Source organism: Streptomyces coeruleorubidus, from assembly GCF_028885415.1.
Taxonomy (GTDB): domain Bacteria; phylum Actinomycetota; class Actinomycetes; order Streptomycetales; family Streptomycetaceae; genus Streptomyces; species Streptomyces coeruleorubidus_A.
This window is the reverse complement of record NZ_CP118527.1, coordinates 5,823,383-5,848,304: the sequence shown is the minus strand read 5'-3', so window position 1 is coordinate 5,848,304 and position 24,922 is coordinate 5,823,383. Positions and strand designations below refer to the sequence as shown.

At 72.0% G+C, this 24,922-nt stretch carries 23 protein-coding genes and 2 pseudogenes; 13 read left to right on the top strand and 12 right to left on the bottom strand.

What is annotated here, in order from left to right; genetic code table 11:
- Positions 1-4 precede the first annotated feature (4 nt).
- From PV963_RS27285 to PV963_RS27250, 8 genes are read right to left on the bottom strand one after another with little or no spacing between them, the layout of a single operon-like run.
- Positions 5-1,999 carry an NADH-quinone oxidoreductase subunit L gene (locus PV963_RS27285; protein WP_274818377.1) on the bottom strand — a complete coding sequence of 665 codons (1,995 nt, stop codon included), beginning with the start codon at positions 1,997-1,999 and terminating at the stop codon, positions 5-7.
- A complete protein-coding gene (nuoK, locus tag PV963_RS27280; RefSeq protein ID WP_274818375.1) occupies positions 1,996-2,394 on the bottom strand; it encodes an NADH-quinone oxidoreductase subunit NuoK in 399 nt (132 codons plus the stop codon). The genes PV963_RS27285 and nuoK overlap by 4 nt, the downstream gene beginning before the upstream one ends.
- Positions 2,394-3,038 (bottom strand): NADH-quinone oxidoreductase subunit J family protein, encoded by a 645-nt coding sequence (locus PV963_RS27275; RefSeq protein ID WP_274818374.1) that lies wholly within the window; start codon positions 3,036-3,038, stop codon positions 2,394-2,396. Before PV963_RS27275 ends, nuoK begins: the two co-directional genes overlap by 1 nt.
- Positions 3,035-3,700 carry a 4Fe-4S binding protein gene (locus PV963_RS27270; RefSeq protein ID WP_274818372.1) on the bottom strand — a complete coding sequence of 222 codons (666 nt, stop codon included), beginning with the start codon at positions 3,698-3,700 and terminating at the stop codon, positions 3,035-3,037. Before PV963_RS27270 ends, PV963_RS27275 begins: the two co-directional genes overlap by 4 nt.
- A 2-nt stretch (positions 3,701-3,702) precedes the next feature.
- A complete protein-coding gene (locus tag PV963_RS27265; protein ID WP_086602965.1) occupies positions 3,703-4,671 on the bottom strand; it encodes a complex I subunit 1/NuoH family protein in 969 nt (322 codons plus the stop codon).
- Entirely contained in the window at positions 4,668-6,341 is a 1,674-nt protein-coding gene (locus tag PV963_RS27260; protein WP_274818370.1) for an NADH-quinone oxidoreductase subunit C, read from the bottom strand. The genes PV963_RS27265 and PV963_RS27260 overlap by 4 nt, the downstream gene beginning before the upstream one ends.
- Complete coding sequence (locus tag PV963_RS27255; RefSeq protein ID WP_274818369.1) at positions 6,338-6,964, bottom strand: NADH-quinone oxidoreductase subunit B; 627 nt, start codon at positions 6,962-6,964, stop codon at positions 6,338-6,340. The genes PV963_RS27260 and PV963_RS27255 overlap by 4 nt, the downstream gene beginning before the upstream one ends.
- Entirely contained in the window at positions 6,955-7,362 is a 408-nt protein-coding gene (locus PV963_RS27250; RefSeq protein ID WP_010041427.1) for an NADH-quinone oxidoreductase subunit A, read from the bottom strand. The genes PV963_RS27255 and PV963_RS27250 overlap by 10 nt, the downstream gene beginning before the upstream one ends.
- Before the next feature lie 263 nt (positions 7,363-7,625).
- Here PV963_RS27250 and PV963_RS27245 point away from each other — a divergent pair, with 263 nt between their 5' ends.
- From PV963_RS27245 to PV963_RS27225, 5 genes are all read left to right on the top strand, one after another.
- Positions 7,626-8,846 carry a sensor histidine kinase gene (locus tag PV963_RS27245; RefSeq protein ID WP_274818366.1) on the top strand — a complete coding sequence of 407 codons (1,221 nt, stop codon included), beginning with the start codon at positions 7,626-7,628 and terminating at the stop codon, positions 8,844-8,846.
- 584 nt (positions 8,847-9,430) lie between these two features.
- Positions 9,431-10,792 carry a sensor histidine kinase gene (locus PV963_RS27240; RefSeq protein WP_274818365.1) on the top strand — a complete coding sequence of 454 codons (1,362 nt, stop codon included), beginning with the start codon at positions 9,431-9,433 and terminating at the stop codon, positions 10,790-10,792.
- 291 nt (positions 10,793-11,083) lie between these two features.
- Complete coding sequence (locus tag PV963_RS27235) at positions 11,084-11,755, top strand: response regulator transcription factor (RefSeq protein ID WP_274818363.1); 672 nt, start codon at positions 11,084-11,086, stop codon at positions 11,753-11,755.
- A gap of 157 nt (positions 11,756-11,912) precedes the next feature.
- Entirely contained in the window at positions 11,913-13,841 is a 1,929-nt protein-coding gene (locus PV963_RS27230; protein WP_274818362.1) for a 2-oxoacid:acceptor oxidoreductase subunit alpha, read from the top strand.
- Entirely contained in the window at positions 13,834-14,913 is a 1,080-nt protein-coding gene (locus PV963_RS27225; RefSeq protein ID WP_274818360.1) for a 2-oxoacid:ferredoxin oxidoreductase subunit beta, read from the top strand. Before PV963_RS27230 ends, PV963_RS27225 begins: the two co-directional genes overlap by 8 nt.
- Before the next feature lie 37 nt (positions 14,914-14,950).
- On the opposite strand, the gene PV963_RS27220 is transcribed toward PV963_RS27225, so the two are convergent.
- Positions 14,951-15,331 carry a winged helix-turn-helix transcriptional regulator gene (locus tag PV963_RS27220; RefSeq protein ID WP_274818358.1) on the bottom strand — a complete coding sequence of 127 codons (381 nt, stop codon included), beginning with the start codon at positions 15,329-15,331 and terminating at the stop codon, positions 14,951-14,953.
- A 91-nt stretch (positions 15,332-15,422) separates the two neighbouring features.
- On the opposite strand from PV963_RS27220, the gene PV963_RS27215 reads away from it, so the two are divergent.
- Together PV963_RS27215 and rarD are read left to right on the top strand one after the other, a co-directional pair.
- Entirely contained in the window at positions 15,423-16,277 is an 855-nt protein-coding gene (locus PV963_RS27215; RefSeq protein WP_274818356.1) for an SDR family oxidoreductase, read from the top strand.
- Between the two features lie 192 nt (positions 16,278-16,469).
- A complete protein-coding gene (gene rarD / locus PV963_RS27210; RefSeq protein WP_425541037.1) occupies positions 16,470-17,420 on the top strand; it encodes an EamA family transporter RarD in 951 nt (316 codons plus the stop codon).
- A gap of 80 nt (positions 17,421-17,500) precedes the next feature.
- Here the strand turns inward: rarD and PV963_RS27205 are convergent.
- Positions 17,501-18,580, bottom strand: a pseudogene (locus PV963_RS27205) (MFS transporter); the annotation flags it as partial.
- Between the two features lie 166 nt (positions 18,581-18,746).
- On the opposite strand from PV963_RS27205, the gene PV963_RS27200 reads away from it, so the two are divergent.
- Positions 18,747-19,187 carry a winged helix-turn-helix transcriptional regulator gene (locus tag PV963_RS27200; protein WP_274818353.1) on the top strand — a complete coding sequence of 147 codons (441 nt, stop codon included), beginning with the start codon at positions 18,747-18,749 and terminating at the stop codon, positions 19,185-19,187.
- Here PV963_RS27200 and PV963_RS27195 read toward each other — a convergent pair.
- Positions 19,174-19,785, bottom strand: coding sequence for a CGNR zinc finger domain-containing protein (locus PV963_RS27195; protein WP_274818351.1), 612 nt, complete (start codon positions 19,783-19,785; stop codon positions 19,174-19,176). The genes PV963_RS27200 and PV963_RS27195 overlap by 14 nt on opposite strands.
- A 21-nt stretch (positions 19,786-19,806) precedes the next feature.
- Between PV963_RS27195 and PV963_RS27190 the strand changes: the two genes are divergently transcribed.
- Together PV963_RS27190 and PV963_RS27185 are read left to right on the top strand one after the other, a co-directional pair.
- Positions 19,807-20,274 carry a VOC family protein gene (locus PV963_RS27190; RefSeq protein ID WP_274818350.1) on the top strand — a complete coding sequence of 156 codons (468 nt, stop codon included), beginning with the start codon at positions 19,807-19,809 and terminating at the stop codon, positions 20,272-20,274.
- A gap of 105 nt (positions 20,275-20,379) precedes the next feature.
- Positions 20,380-21,327, top strand: a complete 948-nt coding sequence (locus PV963_RS27185; protein WP_274818349.1) for a M28 family metallopeptidase — start codon at positions 20,380-20,382, stop codon at positions 21,325-21,327.
- 6 nt (positions 21,328-21,333) lie between these two features.
- Here PV963_RS27185 and PV963_RS27180 read toward each other — a convergent pair whose 3' ends face one another.
- On the bottom strand, positions 21,334-22,803 hold the full coding sequence (locus PV963_RS27180; protein WP_274818347.1) for a tetratricopeptide repeat protein: 1,470 nt from the start codon (positions 22,801-22,803) through the stop codon (positions 21,334-21,336).
- A 158-nt stretch (positions 22,804-22,961) separates the two neighbouring features.
- Between PV963_RS27180 and PV963_RS27175 the strand changes: the two genes are divergently transcribed.
- The 3 genes and pseudogenes from PV963_RS27175 to PV963_RS27165 all read left to right on the top strand — a co-directional run.
- Positions 22,962-23,468, top strand: coding sequence for a DUF6668 family protein (locus tag PV963_RS27175; RefSeq protein WP_274818345.1), 507 nt, complete (start codon positions 22,962-22,964; stop codon positions 23,466-23,468).
- Between the two features lie 5 nt (positions 23,469-23,473).
- The gene (locus PV963_RS27170) at positions 23,474-24,667 is read left to right on the top strand and encodes an amidase (protein ID WP_274818344.1); all 1,194 of its coding nucleotides are present in this window, start codon (positions 23,474-23,476) and stop codon (positions 24,665-24,667) included.
- Between the two features lie 14 nt (positions 24,668-24,681).
- Positions 24,682-24,885 (top strand): annotated as a pseudogene (locus PV963_RS27165) (NAD(P)H-dependent oxidoreductase); the annotation flags it as partial.
- Positions 24,886-24,922 lie beyond the last annotated feature (37 nt).

The window sequence follows — 24,922 nt, the reverse complement described above, 5'->3', positions numbered from 1 at the left end:
CTGCTCACGCTCCCGTGGCGACGAGGACGACGGCGACCGCGAGGACGACGGTGCCGGCGAGCAGCGCGCTCACATAGGTCTGGACGTTGCCGGTCTGGGCGCGCCGTACGGCGGCGCCGAGCCAGCGGGGCAGCGCACCCGCGCCGCGTACGTAGGTCTCGACGACCTCCCGGTCCAGGAACCGGACGAGGCTCGCCCCGGCCTGGACCGGTCGGACGAAGAGGGCCCTGTACACGGCGTCCATGTGGAAGCCGGCGGCCGCGTGGCGGTGCAGCGGGCCGAGCAGGAGCCGTCCGGGGTCGGCGGGGTCGGGCGCGTAGGCGATGTCTCCGTAGGCCGGCTTGTGGGTGGCGATGGCTTCCGCCTCGACCTGGGCGGCGTCGCCCTCGGGGTGGGCCGCGACCGCGCCCAGCGGGACGCGTGCGGTGAGAGCGGTGGTGTGCCGCCAGGCGCCGTAGGTGACGATGCCGCCGACCAGGGCCACGCCCGTGCCGAGGACGGAGGTGGTGAGGGTCGGGCTGAGGTCGCGGCCGTCGAACCAGTCGGGCAGCAGGCGGAACGCGAATCCGCCGAGGGCGAGGGATGGGGCGGCGAGCACCCACAGCACGACGGTCATCGTCAGTGGCTGCCTGCCGTGGTCGGGGGCTTCGGCGCCCCGGCCTCGGAAGGCCAGCAGCCACAGGCGCATCGCGTAGGCGGCGGTGAGCACGGCCGTGAGCAGGCCGGCGACGAGGACGATCCAGCCCGCGGCGGCGGGGGCGTGCTCGGTGTGACCGGTGACGACGTGTTCGGCGACGCCGAGGACGGCCTCCTTGGAGAAGAAGCCGCTGAACGGCGGGATCGCGGCGAGCGCGAGGAGCGCCACGGTCATCGTCCAGTAGGCGTCGGGGACGCGGTCGCGCAGGTTCCGCATGCGGGACATGGCGGCCAGCGAGTTGGTGCCGGCGGCGTGGATGATCACGCCGGCCGCGAGGAACAGCAGCGCCTTGAAGGCGCCGTGGGACAGGAGGTGGAAGACGGCGGCTCCGCGGTCGCCGACGGCGAGGGCGCCGGACATGTAGCCGAGCTGGCCGATCGTCGAGTACGCGAGGACGCGCTTGATGTCGTCCTGGGCGAGCGCGGCGAGGGCCGAGCCGGCCATGGTGACGGCGGCCATGACGGCGAGGACGACCATCGCGGCCTGGGAGGCCTCGAACAGCGGCAGGAGACGGGCGATGAAGTAGACACCGGCGGCGACCATCGTCGCGGCGTGGATCAGCGCGGAGACGGGGGTCGGGCCCGCCATCGCGTCGGGGAGCCAGGTGTGCAGCGGGAACTGCGCCGACTTGCCCGCCACGCCCGCCAGGAGGAGCAGGGCGATCAGCGTCGGGTGGTCGAGCGAGCCGCTCGCCACGGCACCCAGGACCCGGGTGATGCGGAACGAACCGGCGTCGGTGGCCAGGGCGAACAGGCCGATGAGGAAGGGAACGTCGCCGAGCTTGGTGACCAGGAAGGCCTTGAGGGAGGCGGCGCGGGCCTCCGGAGTCTCCCAGTAGTGGCCGACCAGGAAGTAGGAGCAGATGCCCATGACTTCCCAGCCGACCAGCAGCACGATCAGGTCGCCGGAGTAGACGACCAGGAGCATCGCGGAGGTGAACAGGGAGACGAGAGCGGCGTACGAGGGGTAGCGCGGGTCGTCGCGCAGGTAGCCCGTCGAGTAGATCTGCACGCAGGAGGCGACGAGGCCGACGAGGACGGCGACGAGGGCGGCGAAGCCGTCGATGTGCAGGGCGAGTTCGACCGGGACCGAGCCGGTGGGGGTGAGTTCCGTGGCCGCGTTGACGGCCGCGTCACCGCCCTGCCGCACGGCGACCAGCGCGGCGAGCACCAGGGAGGTGAGCGTCGGCAGGACGGCGAGCGGGCGGACGAAGCCGGGTGCCGTGCGGCCCAGGAGCAGGCCGGCGACGGCGCCGAGGAACGGAAGGAGGGGGACGAGGACGGCGAGGGTGGTCGTGGTCACGCGGTGGCCTCAGCCTTCTGGGCCTCGCCGGGCTGCTCGGCCGTGAGGGCGTCGTGGTCGGTGCCGTCGGGGTCGTGCCGTTCGGCGGTGTCGCGGAGCTTGTCGATGTCCGCGGTGCCGCGGTTGCGGTGGACGGCGAGGACGATGGCCAGGCCGATGCCGATCTCGGCTGCGGCGATGGCGATGGTGAACAGGGTGAGGGCCTGCCCGGAGTGCAGGGTCTCCTCGGCGGTCTTGCTGAGCCAGACGTCGAAGGCGACCAGGTTGAGGTTGACGGCGTTGAGCATCAGCTCGACCGACATCAGGACCAGGATCGCGTTGCGGCGGGCGAGGACGCCGTACAGGCCCGTGCAGAACAGGAGGGCGGAGAGGACGGCGGGATAGGCGAGGTGCATCAGCGGGCCCCTTCCTTCTCGTTCCCGGTGGCCGGGGTGCTCCCAGCCGCGGTCGCCGCGGCGGCCTTCGCCTTGCGGGACAGGACGATCGCGCCGACCAGGGCGGCGAGAAGGAGGACGGAGAGGGCTTCGAAGGGGAGGACCCAGTTCTGGAAGAGGCTCGCGCCGGTGGCCTCGGTGGAGCCGGCGGCGGGGCCGTCCAGGTCGATCCAGGTGGTGCGGAACGCGTCGACGACGACCCAGACCAGGGCGGCAGCGGCGGCGACGGCCACGGTGAGGGCGGCCCAGCGGTTGCCGGAGTCGGCGTCCGGGGAGCGGCCGATGGGGGCCCTGGTGAGCATCAGACCGAACAGGAGGAGGACGACGACGGAACCGACGTAGATGAGGACCTGCACCCAGGCGATGAACTCGGCGGTGAGCAGGAGGTACTCGACGGCCAGGCCGCCGAGGGTCACCACCAGCCACAGGGCGGCGTGCACCAGCTGCCGGGTGGTGACGGTGACGAGCGCGGCGCCGAAGGTGACCAGGCCGACGAGGAGGAAGGCGATCTCGACGCCGGTCGGGGAGAGGAAGCCGTGGGTTTCGGCCGCGGCGTCGGTGGCCGGGCCGGCCATGAGGAGGCCAGTGGTTGTGGCGAGGGTCATTCCCGGCCCTCCTGCCCCGGCGCCGGCTGATCTGGCTTCGGCTGGTCGGTCTGCTGCTTGGAGTCGCCCTGCGGGCGGGTCGGTCGCTCGGCTGCCCGGGCCTGCTCGTCGGCGTGCGGTTCGGTGGCGGGCGGGGCCTGCTGGGCGGCCAGCTTGTCGGCGGTCTTGCGGGCGGTGGCGAGTTCCTTCGGTTCCTCCGCGCCGGGGTCGAGGGCCGGCGGGGCCGGGACGGTCCACATCCACTCGCGGAGCTTGTCGCGCTCGTGGGTGAGGTCGCGGATGTCGGTCTCGGCGTACTCGAACTCCGGGGACCAGAACAGGGCGTCGAAAGGACAGACCTCGATGCAGATACCGCAGTACATGCACAGGGAGAAGTCGATGGCGAAGCGGTCGAGGACGTTGCGGCTGCGTTCGCGGCCGCCGGGGGTCGCCGCCGGGACCGTCTCCTTGTGGGAGTCGATGTAGATGCACCAGTCCGGGCACTCGCGGGCGCACAGCATGCAGACCGTGCAGTTCTCCTCGAACAGCCCGATCACACCGCGGGTGCGGGGCGGGAGGTCGGGCTGGGCGTCCGGGTACTGCGCGGTGACGGACTTCTTCGTCATCGTGCGGAGGGTGACGGCCAGGCCCTTGGCCAGGCCACTGCCAGGGATGGGGGCCATGGTTACTGGATCACCACCTTGACGATGCCGGTGAGGGCGATCTGGGCGAGGGAAAGGGGGACGAGGAGGGTCCAGGACAGTTTCTGGAGCTGGTCCTCGCGCAGGCGGGGGTAGGTGACGCGGAGCCAGATCACGATGAAGGCGAGGACGGCGGTCTTCAGCAGGGTCCAGACCCAGCCGAGGCCGTCGGCGCCCCAGGGGCCGTGCCAGCCGCCCAGGAAGAGGACGGTGGTCAGGCCGCACAGGACGACGATTCCGGCGTACTCGGCGAGGAGGAACAGGGCGAAGCGGAGGCCGGTGTACTCGGTGTACGCGCCGAAGATGATCTCCGAGTCGGCGACGGGCATGTCGAAGGGCGGGCGCTGGAGCTCGGCGAGGCCGGCCACGAAGAAGACGATCGCGCCGACGATCTGCCAGGGCAGCCACCACCACTCGAAGGCGTCGAGGATGCCGGGGATCGAGACGGTGCCGGCCGCCATCGCCACCGAGGCGGCGGTCAGGAGCATCGGCAGTTCGTAGGCGAGGAGCTGGGCGGCGGTGCGCAGGCCGCCGAGGAGGGAGAACTTGTTCGCGGACGCCCAGCCGGCCATCAGCGAGCCGAGGACGCCGACGCCCATGACGGCCAGGACGAAGAAGACGCCGGCGTCGATGACCTGGCCGACGGCTCCCTCGTCCGGGCCGATGGGGATGGCGAGCAGGACGAGGAGGTAGGGCAGGAGGGCGACGGCGGGGGCCAGTTGGAAGATACGGCGGTCCGCGCCCGCGGGGACGACGTCCTCCTTCTGCGCGAACTTCACGCCGTCGGCGATCAGCTGGGCCCAGCCGTGGAAGCCGCCGGCGTACATGGGGCCGAGGCGGCCCTGCATGTGGGCCATCACCTTGTGTTCGGTCTGACCGATGATCAGGGGGAAGGTGAGGAAGACGACGAACACGATCAGGAGTCGCAGGATGACGTCGAGCACGTCGTTCACCGCGGGCCTCCTGTGGGGTCTTCGGGGTTGTCGGTGGGCTGCCGGTTGTTCGCCGGTTTCGGGGTGTCGGGGGTGTCGGGGGTGTCGGGGGTGTCCGAGGGCTCGGGAGACTCCGCAGGCTCGGGAGACTCCGGACTGCGCGATGTCTCCGTGCTGTCGGGCGACTTCGCACCGTCCGTCGATTTCAGGGTGCCCGGTGACTCCGAGGTGCTGTTCGGGGTCTTCGGGTCACCCGACGGCTCGGGAGTCGGCAACGGTCCGGCTTCGGGCGACGGTTCGGGAGCCGGTTCTTCGAAGGCCGGGCGGGCATGGTGCCAGGGAGCGTCCGTGCTGCGCGGGGGGCGCGATGCCCTGCCCGGCCGGCTGTCTCCGGATTCGGACGCGGCCCGCTGGCCGGCGGAGCCCTCCGATGCGGTGCGCGCACGGCGCGGGCCGGCAGAGGCACCTGGCTGTGTCCGCTGCGACGCCGAGCCGTCACTCGCGCTTCGCGCCCGACGCGGCGCCGTCGAGGTGGCCGGGGTTCCGGGCTCGGCGTCCGGCGACTCCGGCTCGGTGTCCGGTGGCTGGGAGCCGGTCGCGGCCGCCGCTGGTTCGGCTTCGGTGGCCTGGGATTCGGGACCGGAGGTGGTGGATTCAGGACCGGTGGACGTCTGGCTTGTCGAGCCCTCCGCCGCCGTACGGGTCCGCCGCGGGGCGGCCGGGGACGAGGGAGGCGTATCGCCCGTCGTCCCCTGACTCGCCGAGCCCTCCGCCGCCGAGCGGTCACGGCGTGGCCCCGTCGAAGCCGGAGCAGCCGACTCGCCGGGCACGGTCTGGCTCCCGGAGTCCTCCACGGCCGTTCGCGCACGGCGCGGGGTCGTCGGAGACGGCGCACCCGCATCACCGGCAGCGGCCTGACTGGCCGAACCCTCCGCCGCCGAGCGGCTGCGGCGCGGGGTCGTCGGAGACGGCGCACCCGCGTCACCGGCAGCGGCCTGGCTCGCCGAGCCCTCCGCCACCGAGCGGGTTCGCCGGACCGGGCGTTCGCCCGCGGGGCGGGCTGTGCCTCGGGGAGGGCGGTCGGCTGGCGTGCGGCCGGGGCCGCGGGCCGGGGCCGGGGGGAGTTGGCCCTTCAGGGGGCCCCATTCGTTCGGGTCGGGGACGCCGGGGGGAAGCATCTGGCGGCGCTTGGGGCCGCCGTGTTCCGACTCGCCGGGTTCCTTCGCGCCGGGCCAGGCCTTCGCGACGCGTGCGGCCAGGACGAAGTCCTTGCGCAGGGGGTGGCCTTCGAAGTTCTCGGGGAGGAGCAGGTGGTCCAGTGCCGGGTGGCCTTCGAAGGCGATGCCGAACATCTCGTGCGTCTCGCGTTCGTGCCAGGCGGCGCCCGCGTAGACGCCGACCGCCGACGGCAGGGCGGGGGCCTCGTGCGGGACGGTCGTACGCAGGAGGAGACGTCGGAGCGGGGACAGTGCCGCGACGTGGGCCGTGACGCGAAAGCCCGTGCCCGGTTCGTCGACCGCGCTCAGCCAGTCGAAGTACGTGCAGCCCAGGCGGTCGCGTGCGGTCTCCAGGGCGGAGATCCAGGTCGTCGGAGGTACGTCGACGGTCAGGACCTCGTACGACTCCTCGGCCGTGGCGTCCGTGCCGAAGAGTTCCTCGACGTCGGCGGGGAGCCAGCCGGCCGCGGTCATCGTCCCTCCCCCGGCGTCGAGTCGGTGCCCGGGGCGGGGGCCGGCGGCTGCACCAGACCGCTCTGCAGCGCCGCTGCCGAAGGACGGGCGGCGCCGCTGCCGTACCGCTCCCCCAGCGACTCGCGGGCGATCTTCTCCTGGAGCTTGAGGATGCCCTGGAGCAGCGCCTCGGGCCGGGGCGGGCAGCCGGGGACGTAGACGTCGACGGGGATGATCTGGTCGACGCCCTTGGTGACGGAGTACGAGTCCCAGTAGGGGCCGCCGCAGTTGCTGCACGCGCCGAAGGAGATGACGTACTTGGGTTCCGGCATCTGCTCGTAGAGGCGCTTCACCGCCGGCGCCATCTTGTCCGTGACCGTGCCGGACACCACCATCAGGTCGGCCTGGCGCGGGCCCGGCGCGAAGGGGATGACGCCGAGCCGGATGAAGTCGTGGCGGGCCATCGACGCCGCGATGAACTCGATCGCGCAGCAGGCGAGACCGAAGTTGAAGACCCAGAGCGAGTAGCGGCGGCCCCAGTTCAGGATCACCTTCATCGGCTCGGGCGCGAGTCGCGCGAGGGCGCCGAGCCGCTTCGGCTCCGGAAGCAGCACGGGCTCGGGGCTGGAGGGGGTCACGTCCATGCCAGCACGCCCTTCTTGTATGCGTAGAGCAGGCCCACGGCCAGGAAGCCGAGGAAGATGAACATCTCCACCAGGGTGGTCGCGCCGTAGCCGGGGGCTGCGAAGACGGTCGCCCAGGGGAACAGGAAGATCGAGTCGACGGCGAAGATCACGTAGAGGAAGGCGTAGACGTAGTAGCGGACCTGGGTGTGGGCCCAGCCCTCGCCGACGGGGTCGACGCCGCACTCGTACGTCAGGAGCTTCTCGGGTGTGGGGACCACGGGCCGCAGCAGGCGGCCGGCACCGAAGGCGACGGCGACGAACAGCACGCCGACGACGGCGAGCAGCCCGACGACCGAATAGGACTGGAAGTAGTCCGCCGCGACGACGGTCGTGGTGACGACGGTCGGTTCCGGCACGTCCGTCCCTCGCTCCCTGAAACTCGGACTGGATCCTGCGACGGTTCCGCGGCTCCGGGGCACGGCCGGGAACAACGGACGCCGCCGTTCGACGAACAACGGACGTCGCCGTTCGACGATCTGTACGCACGGGAGTCTAGGCCCTGATAAAGGCAGGGTAAGCAGCCCGTCACGCCCTGGCATGCGGGGGTGGGGTTTACCTCAGTTGATCCTGGCGGTCTGCCTCATGGCGCGGGTGCCCGCCGCCGGGCACGCTGACGCATATGACCGAACGCATTCCGTCCTCCGGCACGAGCACGGCCACCGCGGCGGCCGGGCAGGACGACCGTCCGCCGCCGCCCCGTCTCGCCTACGACTGGCACACCTGGAAGGAGATCGCGCACCTCCTGGCGAACCTTCCGGTCGCGCTGTTCGGATTCACCTACGTCGTGACGGCGCTGTTCACGAGCTTGGGGCTGACGATCACGGTGATCGGGTTCCCGCTGCTCGCGGCCGCGCTCATGGGCGCGCGGTTGCTGGGCCGGATGGAGCGGGCGAGGGCGAGGGCGCTGCTCGGGGTGCGGGTGGACGAACCGAGCCGGCTGCCGCTGCGCGGCGCGGGCGGCTTGCTCCCGCGGCTGTGGATGTCGCTGAAGGACCCGGTGGGCTGGCGCACGGTGCTGTACGAGTTCATACGGCTGCCGTGGGGCGTCCTCACCTTCGCCATCACACTGACCTCGTTGTTCGTGCTGTGGCCGGTGCTGCCGTTCATCGCGCGGGGCCTGGCCAACGCCGACCGGGCCATGGTGCGCGCGCTGCTGTCGCCCTCCGACGAGCTGGAGCGGCGCATCGCCGAGCTGGAGTCGGACCGGGGGGTCGTGGTCGACACGGCCGCCGCCGACCTGCGGCGCATCGAGCGGGACCTGCACGACGGGGCGCAGGCCCGGCTGGTGGCACTGGCCATGGGGCTGGGCCTGGCGAAGGAGAAGGTCCTGGAGGACCCGGACGCGGCGGCGGCGATGGTCGAGGAGGCGCACGGCGAGGTGAAGCTGGCGCTCCAGGAGCTGCGCGACCTGGCCCGCGGCATCCACCCGGCGGTCCTGACCGACCGTGGTCTGGACGCGGCCCTGTCCGCGGTCTCCTCGCGCTGCACGGTCCCGGTCAAGGTGACGGTCGACCTGCCGGCCCGGCCGGCCGCGGCCATCGAGGGTATCGCCTACTTCACCGTCTCGGAGCTGCTCCAGAACGTCAGCAAGCACAGCGCGGCGAAGTCGGCGTCGGTTGATGTGTGGCGGACGAACGACCGGCTGCTCATCCAGGTGTGGGACGACGGCCGCGGGGGCGCGAGTCTCGACGGCGGTACGGGGATGAAGGGCCTGGCCGAGCGCCTGGACGCCGTCGACGGGCTGTTCGTCCTGGAGTCCCCCGAGGGCGGCCCGACGACGATCACGGCGGAACTCCCCTGGCGCGACCGCACGGACGCCTCCGACGCGAACAACCGCTAGGTCCCGCCACCGACCAGGTCCTGTCGCCCCCAGGCGGGCGGGGCCGAAGGCCGGAGGAGGCCAGTGGCCGGAGGAGGCCGGACCGCGGCCGCGAGCGCGAGGCGAAGGCCGGGGTGCGGGGCGAAGCACGAGGCGTGGGGCGAATGCCGGGGCGCAGGGCGAACGCCGGGGCGTTGGGCAAACGCCGAGTCGGGGGCGAATGCCGAGGCGTAGAGGGGGAGCCCGAGGCGGGGGCGAAGCCCGAGGCGCGGGACCCCTGGCAACAGCACGGAACCGTGCCCACACACGCCGGGCCAAGGCCAGGGCGCGAAGCCAAGGCCGCAGACGCAGGACCCCTGGCAACAGCACAGGACCGTGCCCGCACACGCCGGACCAAGGCCGCGAACACCAGCCCAAGGCCGGAGCGCCAGGCGAAGACCGCAGGCGCGAAGCCAAGCCCACACGCGCGAAGCCAAGCCCACACACGCGAGGTAGGGAAAACCCCCCGTCCAAGACGCCGACGGACTCCATGGTCCGCCGACCTGCGGCGGAGCAGGGTGGAGGTACGGGAACACAGCCGCAGGACGAGGAGAAGGACGACGCCGATGGCCACGGAGTACGGACAGGGGTACGGGCTCGACGGCGGGCCCGGGTTCCCCGGGAGCACCGAGCGGCGGCACCGGCTGCCCGCCGCGCTGCGGGCGCCGGTCGAGGGCCGCACCTGGCGCGAGCTCGGATATGTGCTGCTCAGCCTGCCGATCAGCATCCTGCTGTTCACCTACGCGGTCACGATGGTGTCGCTGGGGGCGGGACTGCTGGTGACGTTCCTCGGCATACCGGTGCTGGCGGCGGCGCTCGCCGGGTGCCGTGGCTTCGGGGCGCTGGAGCGGCTGCGGGCGCGGGCGCTGCTGGGCATGGAGGTGGCCGACCCGGAGCCGCTGCGGATGAAGAGGCCGGGCGCCATGGCGTGGATGGGGGCCGTCCTCAAGAGCGGCGCCTCGTGGCGGGCGCTGCTGTACGCGGTGCTGCATCTGCCGTGGGCGGTGTTCTCGTTCGTCGTCGCCGTGAACGTCTGGGTGCTGGGCTGGGCGCTGCTGACGTACCCGCTGTGGTTCTGGGTGTTCCCGATGTACGCCGGCCAGGACGGGATCCAGCTGTACGGCGACGAGACGCACCGGGTCTACCTCGACAACCCCTTCGAGATCACGGTGACCGCGCTGGTGGGTCTGCTGCTGACGATCGCCACGCCGTGGATCGTGCGGGCGCTGACGATGGTGGACCGGCTGCTGGTGCACGGACTGCTCGGGCCGTCGCGGCTGGCCTCGCGGGTGGTGGAGCTGGAGTCGGACCGGGGCGTCGTGGTCGACACGGCGGCGGCCGACCTGCGGCGCATCGAGCGGGATCTGCACGACGGGGCGCAGGCCCGGCTGGTGGCACTGGCCATGGATCTGGGGCTGGCGAAGGAGAAGCTCCAGGAGGATCCGGAGACAGCCGCGCGGATGGTGGACGAGGCGCACGGTGAGGTGAAGACGGCGCTCCAGGAGCTGCGGGACCTGGCCCGGGGGATCCACCCGGCGGTGCTGACGGACCGCGGGCTGGACGCGGCGCTGTCGGCGGTGGCGTCGCGGTGCACGGTGCCGGTGCAGGTCGAGGTCGACCTGGCGGAGCGGCCGGCGCCGGCGATCGAGGGGATCGCCTACTTCACGGTGTCGGAGCTGCTCCAGAACGTCAGCAAGCACGCGCGGGCGACCTGGGCCGGCGTGGAGGTGTGGCGGACGGAGAACCGGCTGATGCTCCAGGTCGTGGACAACGGCGTGGGCGGGGCCGACACGTCCCGGGGATCCGGTCTGGCGGGGCTGGCGGAGCGACTGGACGCGGTGGACGGGATCCTGGTGGTGGACTCGCCGGCGGGCGGGCCGACCCGGGTGACCGCGGAGCTGCCGTGGCGGGGCGCTCACGTGAGGTGACCTTCGGTCGAGAGGGCGGGGGCGAAGCCCCTCCCCCGAGGGCTGTGCCCGGCCTGGGTCTCCGCCCCCTGGACCCCGGCCTTCGCCCCCCACCACCCGCAAGCCTTCCCGATCATCCACCAGCCTCCCCCACCACCCGAATCGGCCGGATCGGCCGGAACGATCGGACAACAAGCCGGTCCAACCCCCATCCAGTGCCCGATCCTGAAATGCTGGACCCGTCGCACGGGTGGGCGCGGAGCCGTTGTGGGCTGCGGACGGGCGGCGTCGGGCTGTGGGGGGCCGAACATCGTGGAGGACAGGGTGCGGGTGGTCATCGCCGAGGATTCAGTGCTGCTGAGGGAGGGCCTGACCCGGCTGCTGACCGACCGGGGGCACGAGGTCGTCGTCGGGGTCGGTGACGGCGAGGCGCTGATCAAGACCATCACGGAGCTGGACGCGCAGGGCGAGCTGCCGGACGTCGTGGTCGCCGACGTACGGATGCCGCCGACGCACACCGACGAGGGGGTACGGGCGGCGGTGCAGTTGCGCAAGGCGCACCCGGGGCTCGGCGTGCTGGTGCTGTCGCAGTACGTGGAGGAGCGCTACGCCACGGAGCTGCTCGCGGGGTCCAGCCGGGGTGTCGGCTATCTGCTGAAGGACCGGGTGGCCGAGGTGCGGGAGTTCGTGGACGCGGTGGTGCGGGTGGCCGAGGGCGGTACGGCGCTCGACCCGGAGGTCGTCGCGCAGTTGCTGGGCCGCAGCCGTAAGCAGGACGTGCTCGCGGGGCTGACCCCGCGGGAGCGGGAGGTGCTGGGGCTGATGGCCGAGGGGCGGACGAACTCGGCGATCGCCCGGCAGCTCGTGGTCAGCGACGGGGCGGTCGAGAAGCACGTCAGCAACATCTTCCTGAAGCTGGGGCTCTCCCAGAGCGAGGGGGACCACCGCCGGGTCCTGGCCGTGCTGACGTACCTCAATTCATGAAACTCCTGACATGCCCGTCAGGGTGCCCGATCGTCTCAAAGTCGTGTCCAACATGCGAATGACCCGCAGAAGGCGACCCTTGCGGTCGTAGTGTTGATCCTGGGAAGGCCTGCGGGAAGGCCCTCCCGGACAGCCGCCTCGAGGGAGGTCCAGTTCAGTGACCAGCCAGGTCAGTAGCCCAGCGGAGCAGGCCGACGAAGCAGTCCTAGGAGAGCAGCGCAAAGCGGCGGGCGCGAAGGACGTTCGTCGCCTCGACCGGGTGATCATCAGGTTCGCGGGGGACTCGGGTGACGGTATGCAGCTCACCGGTGACCGTTTCACCTCGGAGACCGCGTCGTTCGGCAACGACCTGTCGACGCTGCCCAACTTCCCGGCCGAGATCAGGGCGCCCGCCGGGACCCTGCCGGGCGTGTCGTCCTTCCAGCTGCACTTCGCCGATCACGACATCCTCACGCCCGGCGACGCGCCGAACGTGCTGGTGGCGATGAACCCGGCCGCGCTGAAGGCGAACATCGGCGACCTGCCGCGCGGCGCCGAGGTGATCGTCAACACGGACGAGTTCACCAAGCGGGCGATGCAGAAGGTCGGCTACGAGACCAGTCCGCTGGAGGACGGGTCGCTGGACGGCTACCAGGTCCACCCCGTGCCGCTGACCACGCTCACCGTGGAGGCGCTGAAGGAGTTCGACCTCACTCGCAAGGAGGCCGAGCGCAGCAAGAACATGTTCGCGCTGGGCCTGCTGAGCTGGATGTACCACCGGCCCACCGAGGGCACGGAGAGATTCCTCAAATCGAAGTTCGCGAAGAAGCCCGACATCGCGGCGGCCAACATCGCCGCCTTCCGGGCGGGCTGGAACTTCGGCGAGACCACCGAGGACTTCGCCGTCTCCTACGAGGTCGCCCCGGCGGCCACGGCGTTCCCGCCGGGTGTCTACCGCAACATCTCCGGCAACCTCGCCCTGTCGTACGGGCTGGTCGCCGCGAGCCGGCAGGCGGATCTGCCGCTGTACCTGGGGTCGTACCCGATCACTCCGGCGTCGGACATCCTGCACGAGCTGAGCAAGCACAAGAACTTCGGGGTGCGGACCTTCCAGGCCGAGGACGAGATCGCCGGTATCGGGGCGGCGCTGGGCGCGGCCTTCGGCGGTTCGCTGGCCGTGACCACGACGAGCGGCCCGGGTGTGGCGCTGAAGTCGGAGACGATCGGTCTCGCCGTCTCGCTGGAGCTGCCGCTGCTGATCGTGGACATCCAGCGCGGTGGCCCGTCGACCGGTCTGCCCACCAAGACCGAGCAGGCGGACCTGCTGCAGGCGATGTACGGGCGCAACGGCGAGGCTCCGGTCCCGGTGGTCGCGCCGCGTACGCCGGCGGACTGCTTCGACGCCGCGCTGGAGGCCGCCCGGATCGCGCTGACGTACCGCACGCCGGTGTTCCTGCTCTCCGACGGTTACCTGGCCAACGGCTCCGAGCCGTGGCGCATCCCGGACCTGGAGGAGCTGCCGGACCTGCGGGTGCAGTTCGCGCAGGGCCCGAACCACACGCTCGACGACGGCACCGAGGTGTTCTGGCCGTACAAGCGCGACCCGCAGACCCTGGCCCGCCCCTGGGCGATCCCGGGCACGCCGGGTCTGGAGCACCGGATCGGCGGCATCGAGAAGGAGGACGGCACGGGCAACATCTCCTACGCCCCGGCCAACCACGACTTCATGGTGCGCACCCGGCAGGCGAAGGTGGACGGCATCGAGGTCCCGGACCTCGACGTGGACGATCCGCACGGAGCCGGGACCCTCGTCCTCGGGTGGGGCTCGACGTACGGGCCGATCACGGCCGCGGTGCGGCGGCTGCGCCGGGCCGGGGAGTCGATCGCGCAGGCGCATCTGCGCCACCTCAACCCCTTCCCGCGGAATCTGGGCTCCGTGCTGGAGCGTTACGACAAGGTGGTGATCCCCGAGATGAACCTCGGTCAGCTCGCCACGCTCATCCGGGCGAAGTACCTGGTGGACGCACACTCGTACAACCAGGTCAACGGCATGCCGTTCAAGGCGGAGCAGCTCGCCGCGGCGCTGAAGGAGGCCATCGATGGCTGAGACGTCCACACAAGGCACGGGCACCATCGAGGCGCTTTCCCTCGTCCCCAAGGCCGAGGGCAGGCAGTCGATGAAGGACTTCAAGTCCGATCAGGAAGTGCGCTGGTGCCCCGGCTGCGGCGACTACGCCATCCTCGCCGCGGTGCAGGGCTTCATGCCCGAGCTGGGGCTGGCGAAGGAGAACATCGTCTTCGTCTCGGGCATCGGCTGCTCCTCCCGCTTCCCGTACTACATGAACACGTACGGGATGCACTCCATCCACGGCCGCGCCCCGGCCATCGCCACCGGTCTGGCCAGCTCCCGCCGCGATCTGTCGGTGTGGGTCGTCACGGGTGACGGCGACGCGCTGTCCATCGGCGGCAACCACCTGATCCACGCGCTGCGGCGCAACGTCAACCTCAAGATCCTGCTGTTCAACAACCGGATCTACGGTCTGACCAAGGGCCAGTACTCGCCGACCTCCGAGGTCGGAAAGATCACCAAGTCGACGCCGATGGGCTCGCTGGACGCGCCCTTCAACCCGGTGTCGCTGGCGATCGGCGCGGAGGCGTCGTTCGTGGCGCGGACGGTCGACTCCGACCGCAAGCACCTGACGGAGGTGCTGCGGCAGGCCTCCGCCCACCAGGGCACAGCCCTGATCGAGATCTACCAGAACTGCAACATCTTCAACGACGGCGCCTTCGACGCCCTCAAGGACAAGCAGCAGGCCGAGGACGCCGTGATCCGGCTGGAGCACGGCAAGCCGATCCGTTTCGGCAGCGACCTGGCCAAGGGTGTCGTACGGGACCCGGTGACCGGTGATCTGAAGGTGGTCGCGGTGACGCCGGACAACGAGGACCAGGTGCTCGTCCACGACGCGCACGCCGAGTCCCCGACCACGGCGTTCGCACTGTCCCGCCTCGCCGACCCGGACACCCTGCACCACACGCCGATCGGTGTGCTGCGCTCCGTCGACCGGCCCGTCTACGACACGCAGATGGCCGACCAGCTGGACAACGCGATCGAGCAGCACGGCAAGGGCGACCTGGCCGCGCTGCTGGCGGGCGGCGACACCTGGACGGTCGTCGGCTGAGCACGACCACGCCGTACGGCATCGAGGCCCGGGACTGCTAGGAGGCGGCCCGGGTCTCGTCGTATGCCCGGCGGGCCTTCTCCACGTCGTCCATGCGCCGGTGCGTCCACTGCGAGAGGGCCCGCACCTGCTCGGCGGCCTCGCGGCCCAGGTCGGTGAGGGAGTAGTCGACGCGGGGCGGGATCACCGGCTTGGCGTCGCGGTGGACGAGGCCGTCGCGCTCCAGGGTCTGGAGCGTCTGCGTGAGCATCTTCTCGCTGACGCCCCGGCCCCCGTAGTCGCTGATCGCCCGGCGCAGCTCGCTGAACCGGTACGGCCGGTCCAGAAGCTCGATCAGCACGAGCACGCCCCAGCGGCTGGTGACGTGCTCCAGCACCAGCCGGTACGGGCACAGGGCCTCACCATCACTTACTGCCATGCCAGTACCTTACTTCAAAGTGGGTACTTTCCAAGAGTTAGCGCCTCTCCTAAGGTTAGTGCCATCGCACCCCACAAGGAGAGTTCTCACCATGAGCATCGTCGTCACCGGAGCCACCGGAAACCTCGGCCGTCACGTCGTGGAGCAGCTGCTGGAGAAGGTCCCCGCCGAGCAGATCACCGCGGTCGTGCGCAACGCCGAGAAGGCCGCCGACTTCGCGGACCGCGGGGTACGGATCGCGCTGGCCGACTACAGCGCGCCCGCCTCCTTCGACGGCCTGTTCTCCGCCGGTGACAAGGTGCTGCTGATCTCCGGCAACGAGTTCGACAAGGGCCGTGTGCAGCAGCACAAGGTCGTCATCGACGCCGCCAAGGCGGCCGGTGTGGCCCTGCTCGCCTACACCAGCGCCCCGGGCACGCTGACCGCCGCGCTCGCCGACGACCACCGCGGCACCGAGGAGCTGCTGCTGGACTCCGGCGTGCCCTACACGCTGCTGCGCAACGGCTGGTACCACGAGAACTACACCGAGAACCTCGCCCCGGTGCTGGAGCACAACGCGGTCGTGGCCGCCGCCGGCGAGGGCAAGGTCTCCTCCGCCGCCCGCGCCGACTACGCCGCTGCCGCCGTCGCCGTGCTGACCGGCGAGGGGCACGAGAACAAGACGTACGAGCTGGGCGGCGACACCCCGTGGAGCTTCGCCGAGTACGCGGCCGAGCTGAGCCGCCAGACCGGCAGGGAGATCACCTACAACCCGGTCTCGACCGAGGTGCTCACCGGGATCCTGACCGGCGCCGGCCTGCCCGAGCCGCTGGCGCAGACGCTGGCGGGCGTGGACGCCTCCATCGAGAAGGGCGAGCTGGTCGTCTCCACCGGCGACCTGTCCCGGCTGACCGGCCGCCCGACCACTCCGTTCTCCGAGGCCATCGCCGCGGCGCTCAAGGGCTGAACTCCCCCGGCGGGCCCTTGAGCCGCCCCACCCCCGGCTGTCATGACCGTATGCCGATACGGGCATGACAGCCGGGGGCGCTCGGCGTTACCGTCGTGAACGCGGAACACACGTACGGAGGAGGGGCCCGTGAGCGGCAAGCCGAGGGGTGAGCGGCACATAGGACTGCTGAACGGCTTCGCGGCCTACGGGATGTGGGGGCTCGTCCCGCTGTTCTGGCCCCTGCTGAAACCCGCCGGTGCGGTGGAGATCCTGGCCCACCGGATGGTGTGGTCGCTGGTCTTCGTGGGCGCCGCCCTGCTCGTGCTGCGCCGCTGGGCCTGGGCCGGCGAGCTGCTGCGGCAGCCGCGCAGGCTGGGCCTCGTCACGGTCGCCGCGACCTTCATCACCCTCAACTGGGGCCTGTACATCTGGTCCGTGAACTCCGGCCACGTCGTCGAGGCCTCACTCGGGTACTTCATCAACCCGCTGGTCACCATCGCGATCGGTGTTCTGCTGCTGAAGGAGCGGCTGCGGCCGGTGCAGTGGCTGGCGGTCGGGACCGGCGCCGCGGCGGTCGTCGTGCTGACCGTCGGCTACGGCCGGCCCCCATGGATCTCCCTCGGCCTCGCCTTCTCCTTCGCCACGTACGGGCTGGTGAAGAAGAAGCTGAACCTCGGCGGCGTGGAGTCGCTGGCCGCCGAGACCGTGATCCAGTTCCTGCCCGCGCTCGGCTTCCTGGTGTGGCTGACCGCGCGGGGCGACTCCACCTTCACCACCGAGGGCGCGGGGCACGCGGCGCTGCTCGTCTCGGCCGGGATCGTCACCGCCCTGCCCCTGGTCTGTTTCGGCGCGGCGGCCATCCGCGTGCCCCTGTCCACGATCGGTCTGTTGCAGTACCTGACGCCGGTCTTCCAGTTCGTGCTCGGCGTCTTCTACTTCCACGAAGCGATGCCGCCGGAGCGCTGGGCCGGGTTCGCACTGGTGTGGCTGGCACTGACACTGCTCACCTGGGACGCCCTGCGCACCGCCCGCCGGGCCTCCCGCGCACTCACCAGCGAGATCAGCGCGCCCAGCACCACCAACGCCACCGGCACGATCAGCGCCGCCCGGAACGCCGACAGCGTGGCCTCGGGGCCGGACCCGGTGGACGCCAGGCCGTAGACCGCGGTCACCGCCGCGATGCCGATGGCGGAGCCGAACTGCGTGGCGGTGGTCAGCAGCCCGCCGGCCAGGCCCTGCTCCGACTCGGCGACCCCGTCCGTCGCGGCGATCGTCAACGGCCCGTAGGCCAGGGCGAAGGCGAGGCCGGACAGCAGCAGCGTCGGGAACATCATCGCGTAGGACCAGTCCATGCCCACCGGCAGGAACAGGGCGTAGGCGGCCACCGCCAGGAGGAATCCGCCGAGGATCACCCGGGCGTTGCCGAAGCGGGCGACCAGTCTCGGGGTGAGCGTCGGCGCGAGGACCGCGTCGATACCCATGACGATCAGGGCGACGGCGGTCTGGAGGGACGACCAGCCGCGCAGTTCCTGCAGGTAGAGCGTGACGACGAACTGGAAGCCGAAGAAGGCGCCGAGGAAGAGCAGCGCACCCAGGTCGGCGCGCACGACCGGGCCCTGGCGCAGGATCCCGAGGCGGACGAGCGGGTCCGGGCAGCGACGCTCGAACGCGACGAAGGCACCGGCCAGGAGCAGGGCCGCGAGCCCCGAGACCAGGGTGAGCGGCCAATCGTGCAGGCCGTGTTCCAGGCGTACGACGGTGTAGGCGGCCAGCAGCATGGCGCCCGCGGCGGTAATCGCGCCGGGCAGGTCGAAGGTGCGTCCCCGCGCGGGTGGGGCGTCCTGCCGGGGCACCAGGCGCACCGCCGCGACGAGCAGGGCGGCGGTCAGCAGCACGGGCGCGAAAAACACCCAGCGCCAGCCGAGCTCGGTGAGCAGGCCGCCGATGACCAGGCCGAGGGAGAAGCCGGCCGCGCCGGTCCCGGCGAAGACCAGCACGGCCTTGTTGCGCTTCGGCCCCTCCTCGTAGGACGTGGTGATCAGGGAGAGCGCGGCCGGGGTCATGAACGCGGCGGCGACGCCGGTGACGAACCGGGCGACGATCAGCATCCAGCCGTCCGTCGCGAGGCCGCCGAGTCCGGAGAAGGCGAGGAAGACGGTCAGCCAGAGCAGGAACATCCGCCGCCGGCCGAGCAGGTCGGCGGCCCGGCCGCCGAGGAGGGTGAAGCCGGCGTATCCGAGCACGTAGGCGCTCAGCACCCAGGCCGCCGTGCCGGTGGCTAGGCCCAGATCGGAGCGGATGGCCGGGATCGCCACCGCCATCATCGCGACGTCGGCGCCCTCAAGGAAGATCGTCCCGCACAGGACGAGCAGCAACGCCCAGGCACGCGTGCCCATGAGTCAACACTCCTCTGGTCAAGTCCGGTTACGCAAATGAGGGTCGGTTCCCTCTTGTAACCAAGACCACCCTGCGGCAGCATCGACAGACATGGAAGAAGGCACTTCGAAGTCACCGAGTAACTGCGAGAGCACCGTGGACTACGGCGACGCGGATCCCTTCCAGTGGGACACCCGCGAGGACTGCCAGGTCCGGCAGATCCTCGACCGGATCGCCGACAAGTGGTCGCTGCTCGTCATCGCGCTGCTGGATAACCGGCGGCTGCGCTTCACCGAACTGCGCCGGGAGATCGACGGGGTCAGCCAGCGGATGCTGACGGTGACCCTGCGGTCGCTGGAGCGCGACGGCCTGGTGAAGCGGACGGTGCACCCGGTGGTGCCGCCGCGGGTCGAGTACGAACTGACCTCCCTCGGCAGGACGCTGCACACCACCATCCAGTCCCTGGTGACCTGGACGGAGCGGCACCAGGAGGAGATCGCGGCGGCCCGCAGCGCGTACGACGCCCGCGAGGCGCGGGCTACGGCTTCCTAGGGAAGGCCCGGGCCCGGTGTGCCCGGGCCTTCTCGCGGTTGCCGCAGTGCTCCATCGCGCACCAGCGGCGGCGGCCCGGGCGGGAGGTGTCGACGAAGAGCAGGTAGCAGTTGTGCGCGCCGCACTCGCGGACGCGGTGGGCGTAGGGGCCGGTGAACAGGTCGATCGCGTCCCGGGCGATCGTGGAGAGCAGGTGGGCTCCGGTGGCGCCCGGGGCCCAGGCGCGGGTGCCGTCCGGCTCAATGCGGGCGACCAACGGGGGCCCGGCCGCGGCGGCGTTGACGACGTCCAGGTGGGCGGCTCGCAGCGGGCGGCCGTGGGCGCGGTCGGCGGCGAGCTGGAACACGACGTCGCGCAGGGCGCGGACGCGCTCCAGCTCGCCCTCGGTGACGGTGATGTCAAGGTCGTCCGGGAGGCGGCTGCGCGCCGTCCAGGCGACCAGGTCGACGGGCTCGTGCAGCACCTCGTACCGCGCGAACTCCCCGGGGCCGCCCGTCGTCTGCAGTTCCAGGCACAGGGCGCCGGGGTCGAAGCGGAAGGTTCTTCCCCCGTACGAAGTCAGCGTCAGGCCCGGCGTTTCCGTTGCGCGCTCGTTCACGTAACCAATATAAGTGGTTACATGGCAGACAACGCTCCGCACCCCCTCCACTGGAAGATCGTCATCGACTGCGCGAACCCCCACGCACAGGCCGACTTCTGGGCCGCCGCGCTGCACTACGAGGTCGAGGACAACAACGCGCTCATCGAGAGACTGCTGGACTCCGGCGCCGTACCGGCCGAGCTCACCGTCGAGTTCCACGGTCGGCACGCCTTCCGGGACCTGGTCGCCGTACGGCATCCCGACGACCCGTACGACAAGGAGAGCGGGACCGGGCTGGGACGGCGGCTGCTGTTCCAGCGCGTACCGGACCCGAAGACGGTCAAGAACCGGCTCCACCTGGACCTGCACCCCGATCGAGGGACGCGCGAGGACGAGGTCGTACGCCTGGAGGGGCTCGGGGCGAGCGTGCTGCGGCGGGTGGCGGACCAGGGCACGGCATGGGTCGTGATGGAGGATCCGGAGGGAAACGAGTTCTGCGTGCACTAGCGCGGCGTCAACCCAACTGTCTGGCTGCTTACCGCCCTTGACGGCGATTCAGCCGGGGCTCCACCATCCAGGCACCCCATTCACCTGTGAATCCGGAGCCCCCACATGAAGCTCTCCGTTTCCGCGCGTGCCGTGGCGGCCGGTGCCGTGGCGACCGCCGTGCTCCTGACCGGCGGTGCCGTGGCGGACGCCGCGTCCGCTCCCCCGAGACCGGCCGCCGCGCCCGACCTGCCCCTGGCGGGCGTCAAGGCCCACCTGTCCCAGCTCCAGTCCATCGCCACCGCCAACGGCGGCAACCGCGCGCACGGCCGCCCCGGCTACAAGGCCTCGCTCGACCACATCAAGGCCAAGCTGGACGCGGCCGGGTACACCACCACGGTCCAGCAGTTCACCGCCTCCGGCCGCACCGGCTACAACCTGATCGCCGACTGGCCCGGCGGCGACGCCAACCAGGTCGTGATGGCCGGCTCGCACCTCGACAGCGTCTCCTCCGGGCCCGGCATCAACGACAACGGCTCCGGCTCGGCCGCCGTCCTGGAGACCGCCCTCGCCGTGTCACGGGCGCAGTACAAGCCCACCAGGCACCTGCGGTTCGCCTGGTGGGGCGCGGAGGAAGTCGGCCTGGTCGGCTCCCGCCACTACGTCAACCGGCTGGCCACCGGGGACCGTTCGAGGATCAGCGCCTACCTGAACTTCGACATGATCGGCTCCCCGAACCCCGGCTACTTCGTCTACGACGACGACCCGGCGATCGAGAAGACCTTCAAGGAGTACTTCGCGGGCCTCGACGTCCCGACCGAGATCGAGACCGAGGGCGACGGCCGCTCCGACCACGCGCCCTTCAAGAGCGCGGGCGTGCCGGTGGGCGGCCTGTTCAGCGGGGCGAGCAGGACCAAGACGGCGGCGCAGGCGGCCAAGTGGGGCGGCACGGCCGGGCGGGCCTTCGACCGCTGCTACCACTCCTCCTGCGACACCACCGCCAACATCGACGACACCGCCCTCGACCGCAACAGCGACGCCGTCGCGTACGCGGTGTGGGAGTTGTCGCGGTAACGGCGCCTACTGGTTGCGGGCGCGTTCGGTCAGGCGGCCCATGCGGGCACGGGCCGACTCCAGTTGCTCGATCTCCTCGGCTGCGGGGCCGTCCTCGGCGGCGAGTTCGCTCCACAGGCCGATCAGGTCCCGGCCCAGCTCCAGTCCCACCGCGGGGTCGCGCACGGCGCGCCAGGCGGTGGCCGCGCTCTGCACGTTGCCGTAGGCGGCCTCCGCGTCGCCCGTGCGGCGGCGGGCACCGGCCAGGTCGAGGGACAGCCGGAAGGCCCGGACCGGTTCACCCGCCAAATAGGCGATGTACGCGGTGAGTTCGCCCAGCCGGAGCACCTCGGGGTGCTCCGGCCCGAGCGTCCCGGACGCCTCCGCGACGGTCTGGTCCGCCAGTCCGGCCGCCGTGTCGATCCGGCCTTCCTTGACGGCCTCGTTGATCCGCGCGATCGGCTCCGCGAGGAGGGCGGGTGCGGCGGGGTCGCCCGGGGCGCCGAGGGGTTCGTCGCCGAGCACGGCCTCCGCGACGGCGTCGAAGCCCCGGGCGGGAGTCGGCTTGGCGTCGGCTTCGGCCGCGAGCAGCTCCGCTTCGGACATCGGCTCGGGCTCCCGCCTGCGGTGGGTTCCAGGCCCGGTTCCGGGGAGGGGGAGCGGCCTGGCGTCCATGAGCGGGGGCGGCCCGAACTCGCCGGTGGGGGGTGCGACGGTGCCGGGAGGGGTGACCGGGCCCGGGGGCGTGGAGGTGCCCGAGTGCGTGGCCGTGCCGGACGGCGTGGGCGTGCCCGACGGCTCGGGCGCGTCGGGGGGCGTGGGCCAGACCGGTGGTGCGTCTTCCGGTTCGCTCTGCGGCGGCTCCGGCACGGGTCGCGGCTCGAACGTCGGTGGGAGCCGATCGGCCGGCTGCGGTTCGGGCACCGCCCTCAGCGGGAACGTCGGTGGCGTGCCACGGCCCGGCTCCGGTACGGGGCGCAGGACGTGCGTGGCCCTGTCGCCCCGCGGGTGCTGCCGCTCCGGCGCTGGCGGCGTCGGTCCGGGCGGCGGAACGGGCGGCGGCGGTCCGGGCGGCGGAACGGGCGGCTCCGTCACCGCGCCGGCCGCAGGAGTTTCCCTGGCGACGGCGTCCTTTGGCGGGGCCGTGCGGACCGGCTCGGCGGTGAAGCGGCTGGAGCCGTCCGGGTCGACCTGGAGCGGCACGACGTAGCCGATGCGCTCGTCGTGGACCGTGGCGAGGACGGGATGGCCGGTGGCGAGGGCGATGCGGTGAAGGCGGTTCAGCACGGCCTGCTGGATCTCCTCGCCGGGGGCCGCGAAGACGGGGACACCGCCGACCGACGCACCGTCACAGACACCCCCCGTGCCTGCTCCCGGCCCCGCCCCTGCCGGGTCCGTTCCGGCCCCGGGGACACGGACGTCGATCGGCGCCGCCGGGGTCGCCGCGTGTGCGGCCTGCTTCTGTTCCCGCTTCTTCTCGCGGCTGAGTCGAGACATCGTCCCCTCAATCGGCGTCGTACCTACTGTCGAGTGTGTCCGCTCGCATCCGTTTCTCACGTCACCGCGGTGTCACAGGCTCGTCCCAAGGGTTCCGGGACCCGGCATGGATCGTTCCGGTTGGCATGAGGATCGAGAGTACGAGGGAGGAGAGGGGCATGCAGACAGGCATGCGGCAGGGACCGGAGATCTGGATCCGCGGCCCGGTGACGACCACGCGGGAGCCGGGGCCGCCAGGGCCCGCTCACACCCATGCCGCCACGCGGCGTTTCTCCTGGGTCGGCACACACGGCGGCGCGGGCGTCTCCACCCTCGCCGCGGTCTACGGCGGCCATGACAGCGGCCGCGCCTGGCCCGGACCGGACGACCCGCCGTCCGTGCTGCTGGTCGCGCGGACGCACGCGGCCGGGCTGGACACGATCGCCGGGGCCGTGGAGATCTTCCGGCGCGGCCAGGCGCCGCCCGGCCTCGACCTCGACGCCGTCGTCCTCGTGGCGGACGCTCCTGGCCGGCTGCCGCGTCCGCTCGCCCAGCGGGTCAAGTCCCTGGAGTCGGTCATCGACGTGTACCGCGTGCCGTGGGTGCCGGCCTGGCGGCTGGGCGAACTGGGGCGTCCGCCGCGCGAGACATCGGCCCTGGTCCGGCTGACGGGAGCGGCGCGCTGACGGCGGTGGCCCGGTCGGCCGGGGAGATCGCGGCGGGCGTACGGGCCGGTGAACTGCGCGCGGTCGACGTGGTCGCGGCGGCGCTGGAGCGGATCGAGCGGGCCGATCCGGAGCTGTGCGCGTTCGTCGAGGTGTGGCGCGAGGAGGCGTTGCGGCGGGCGGGCGAGGTGGACGCGCGACTCGGCCGGCGTGCCGGGAATGTCCCCCGAAAGGAGGAAGCGCTGCCGCTGGCCGGGGTGCCGATCGCCGTGAAGGGGCGGCACGGGCTGCGGGCGGCGGGGCCGCTGCTCGCGGCCGGGTGTGTCGCCGTGGGTGCGACCTCCGTGCCCGGGCCGGGGACGCCCTGGCAGACCTGGGGTCTCGGCGCCCGGGGCCGGACCGTCAACCCGTGGCGGGCGGACCGTACGCCGGGCGGTTCGTCGGCCGGGGCCGCGGTGGCGGTGGCGGCCGGGCTGGTGCCGCTGGCGACGGGTGGCGACGGGGCCGGGTCGGTGCGGATCCCGGCGGCGTGGTGCGGGGTGACCGGCCTGAAGACCACGGCCGGACGGCTGCCCTCCGCCGACCGCACGGGGCTCGCCGTCCCCGGCGTGCTCGCCCGCTCGGCATCGGACGCGGCGAGCTGGTGGCGGGTGGTGTCGAAGGAACCGGTGCCCGCCGGCACGCCTCTGCCCGTCACCGCCGTCTGGTCGTCCGACCTGGGCTTCGCCGAGCCCGACCCGCAGCCCGTCGCGCTCGCGCGGGCGGCGGTCGACCGGCTCGTGGCGGCGGGTGTCGTACGGCTCGTACGGCCGCGGGTGCCGTTACGGCTCGCGGACCCCGGGCCCGCCTGGCTCGCCCTGCGCACAACCGGCGCCGATCCGGGCGAGGCCCACCGCGTCCGGGCGGAGAACGACCGGCGGCTGGCCGGACTGTTCGCCGAAGCGGAGCTGTTGCTGACGCCGACCACGCCCACCGCACCGCACGGGCACGACGGCCCGGGCGACCGCTACTCCACCTCCCTCACCTGGGCGTTCAACCTCAGCGGACACCCGGCGCTGAGCCTCCCGGCGGGCTTCGGCGGTGACGGCTGCCCGGCCGGGCTGCAACTGGTGGCGCCGCACGGCCGGGAGGTGCTGCTGCTGGGCGTGGCGCGGGAGGCGGAGGTGCGCATCGAGAGCTGGCGGGCAGCCCTGACGGATGAGGCGGGCCCTGGCGGATGACGGGCGGCGGCCCTGACCCCACCGAGCATCCGGTGCCCGACTTCGAGGACCTGCGGCACGACAGCGACCACGTCCGTCCGACCGAGGGCAACCTGGCCCTGCTGCTCGACGCCACCCTCGCGGCCACGGACATCGTGATCGCCTCGCCCCTGTACTGGTACTCGGTCTCCGCACACACCAAGCGCTACCTGGACCACTGGTCGGGCCGGCTGCGCACGGTTCGTGTACGAGTACTGAGCGCTGCCAGGGCTGGCC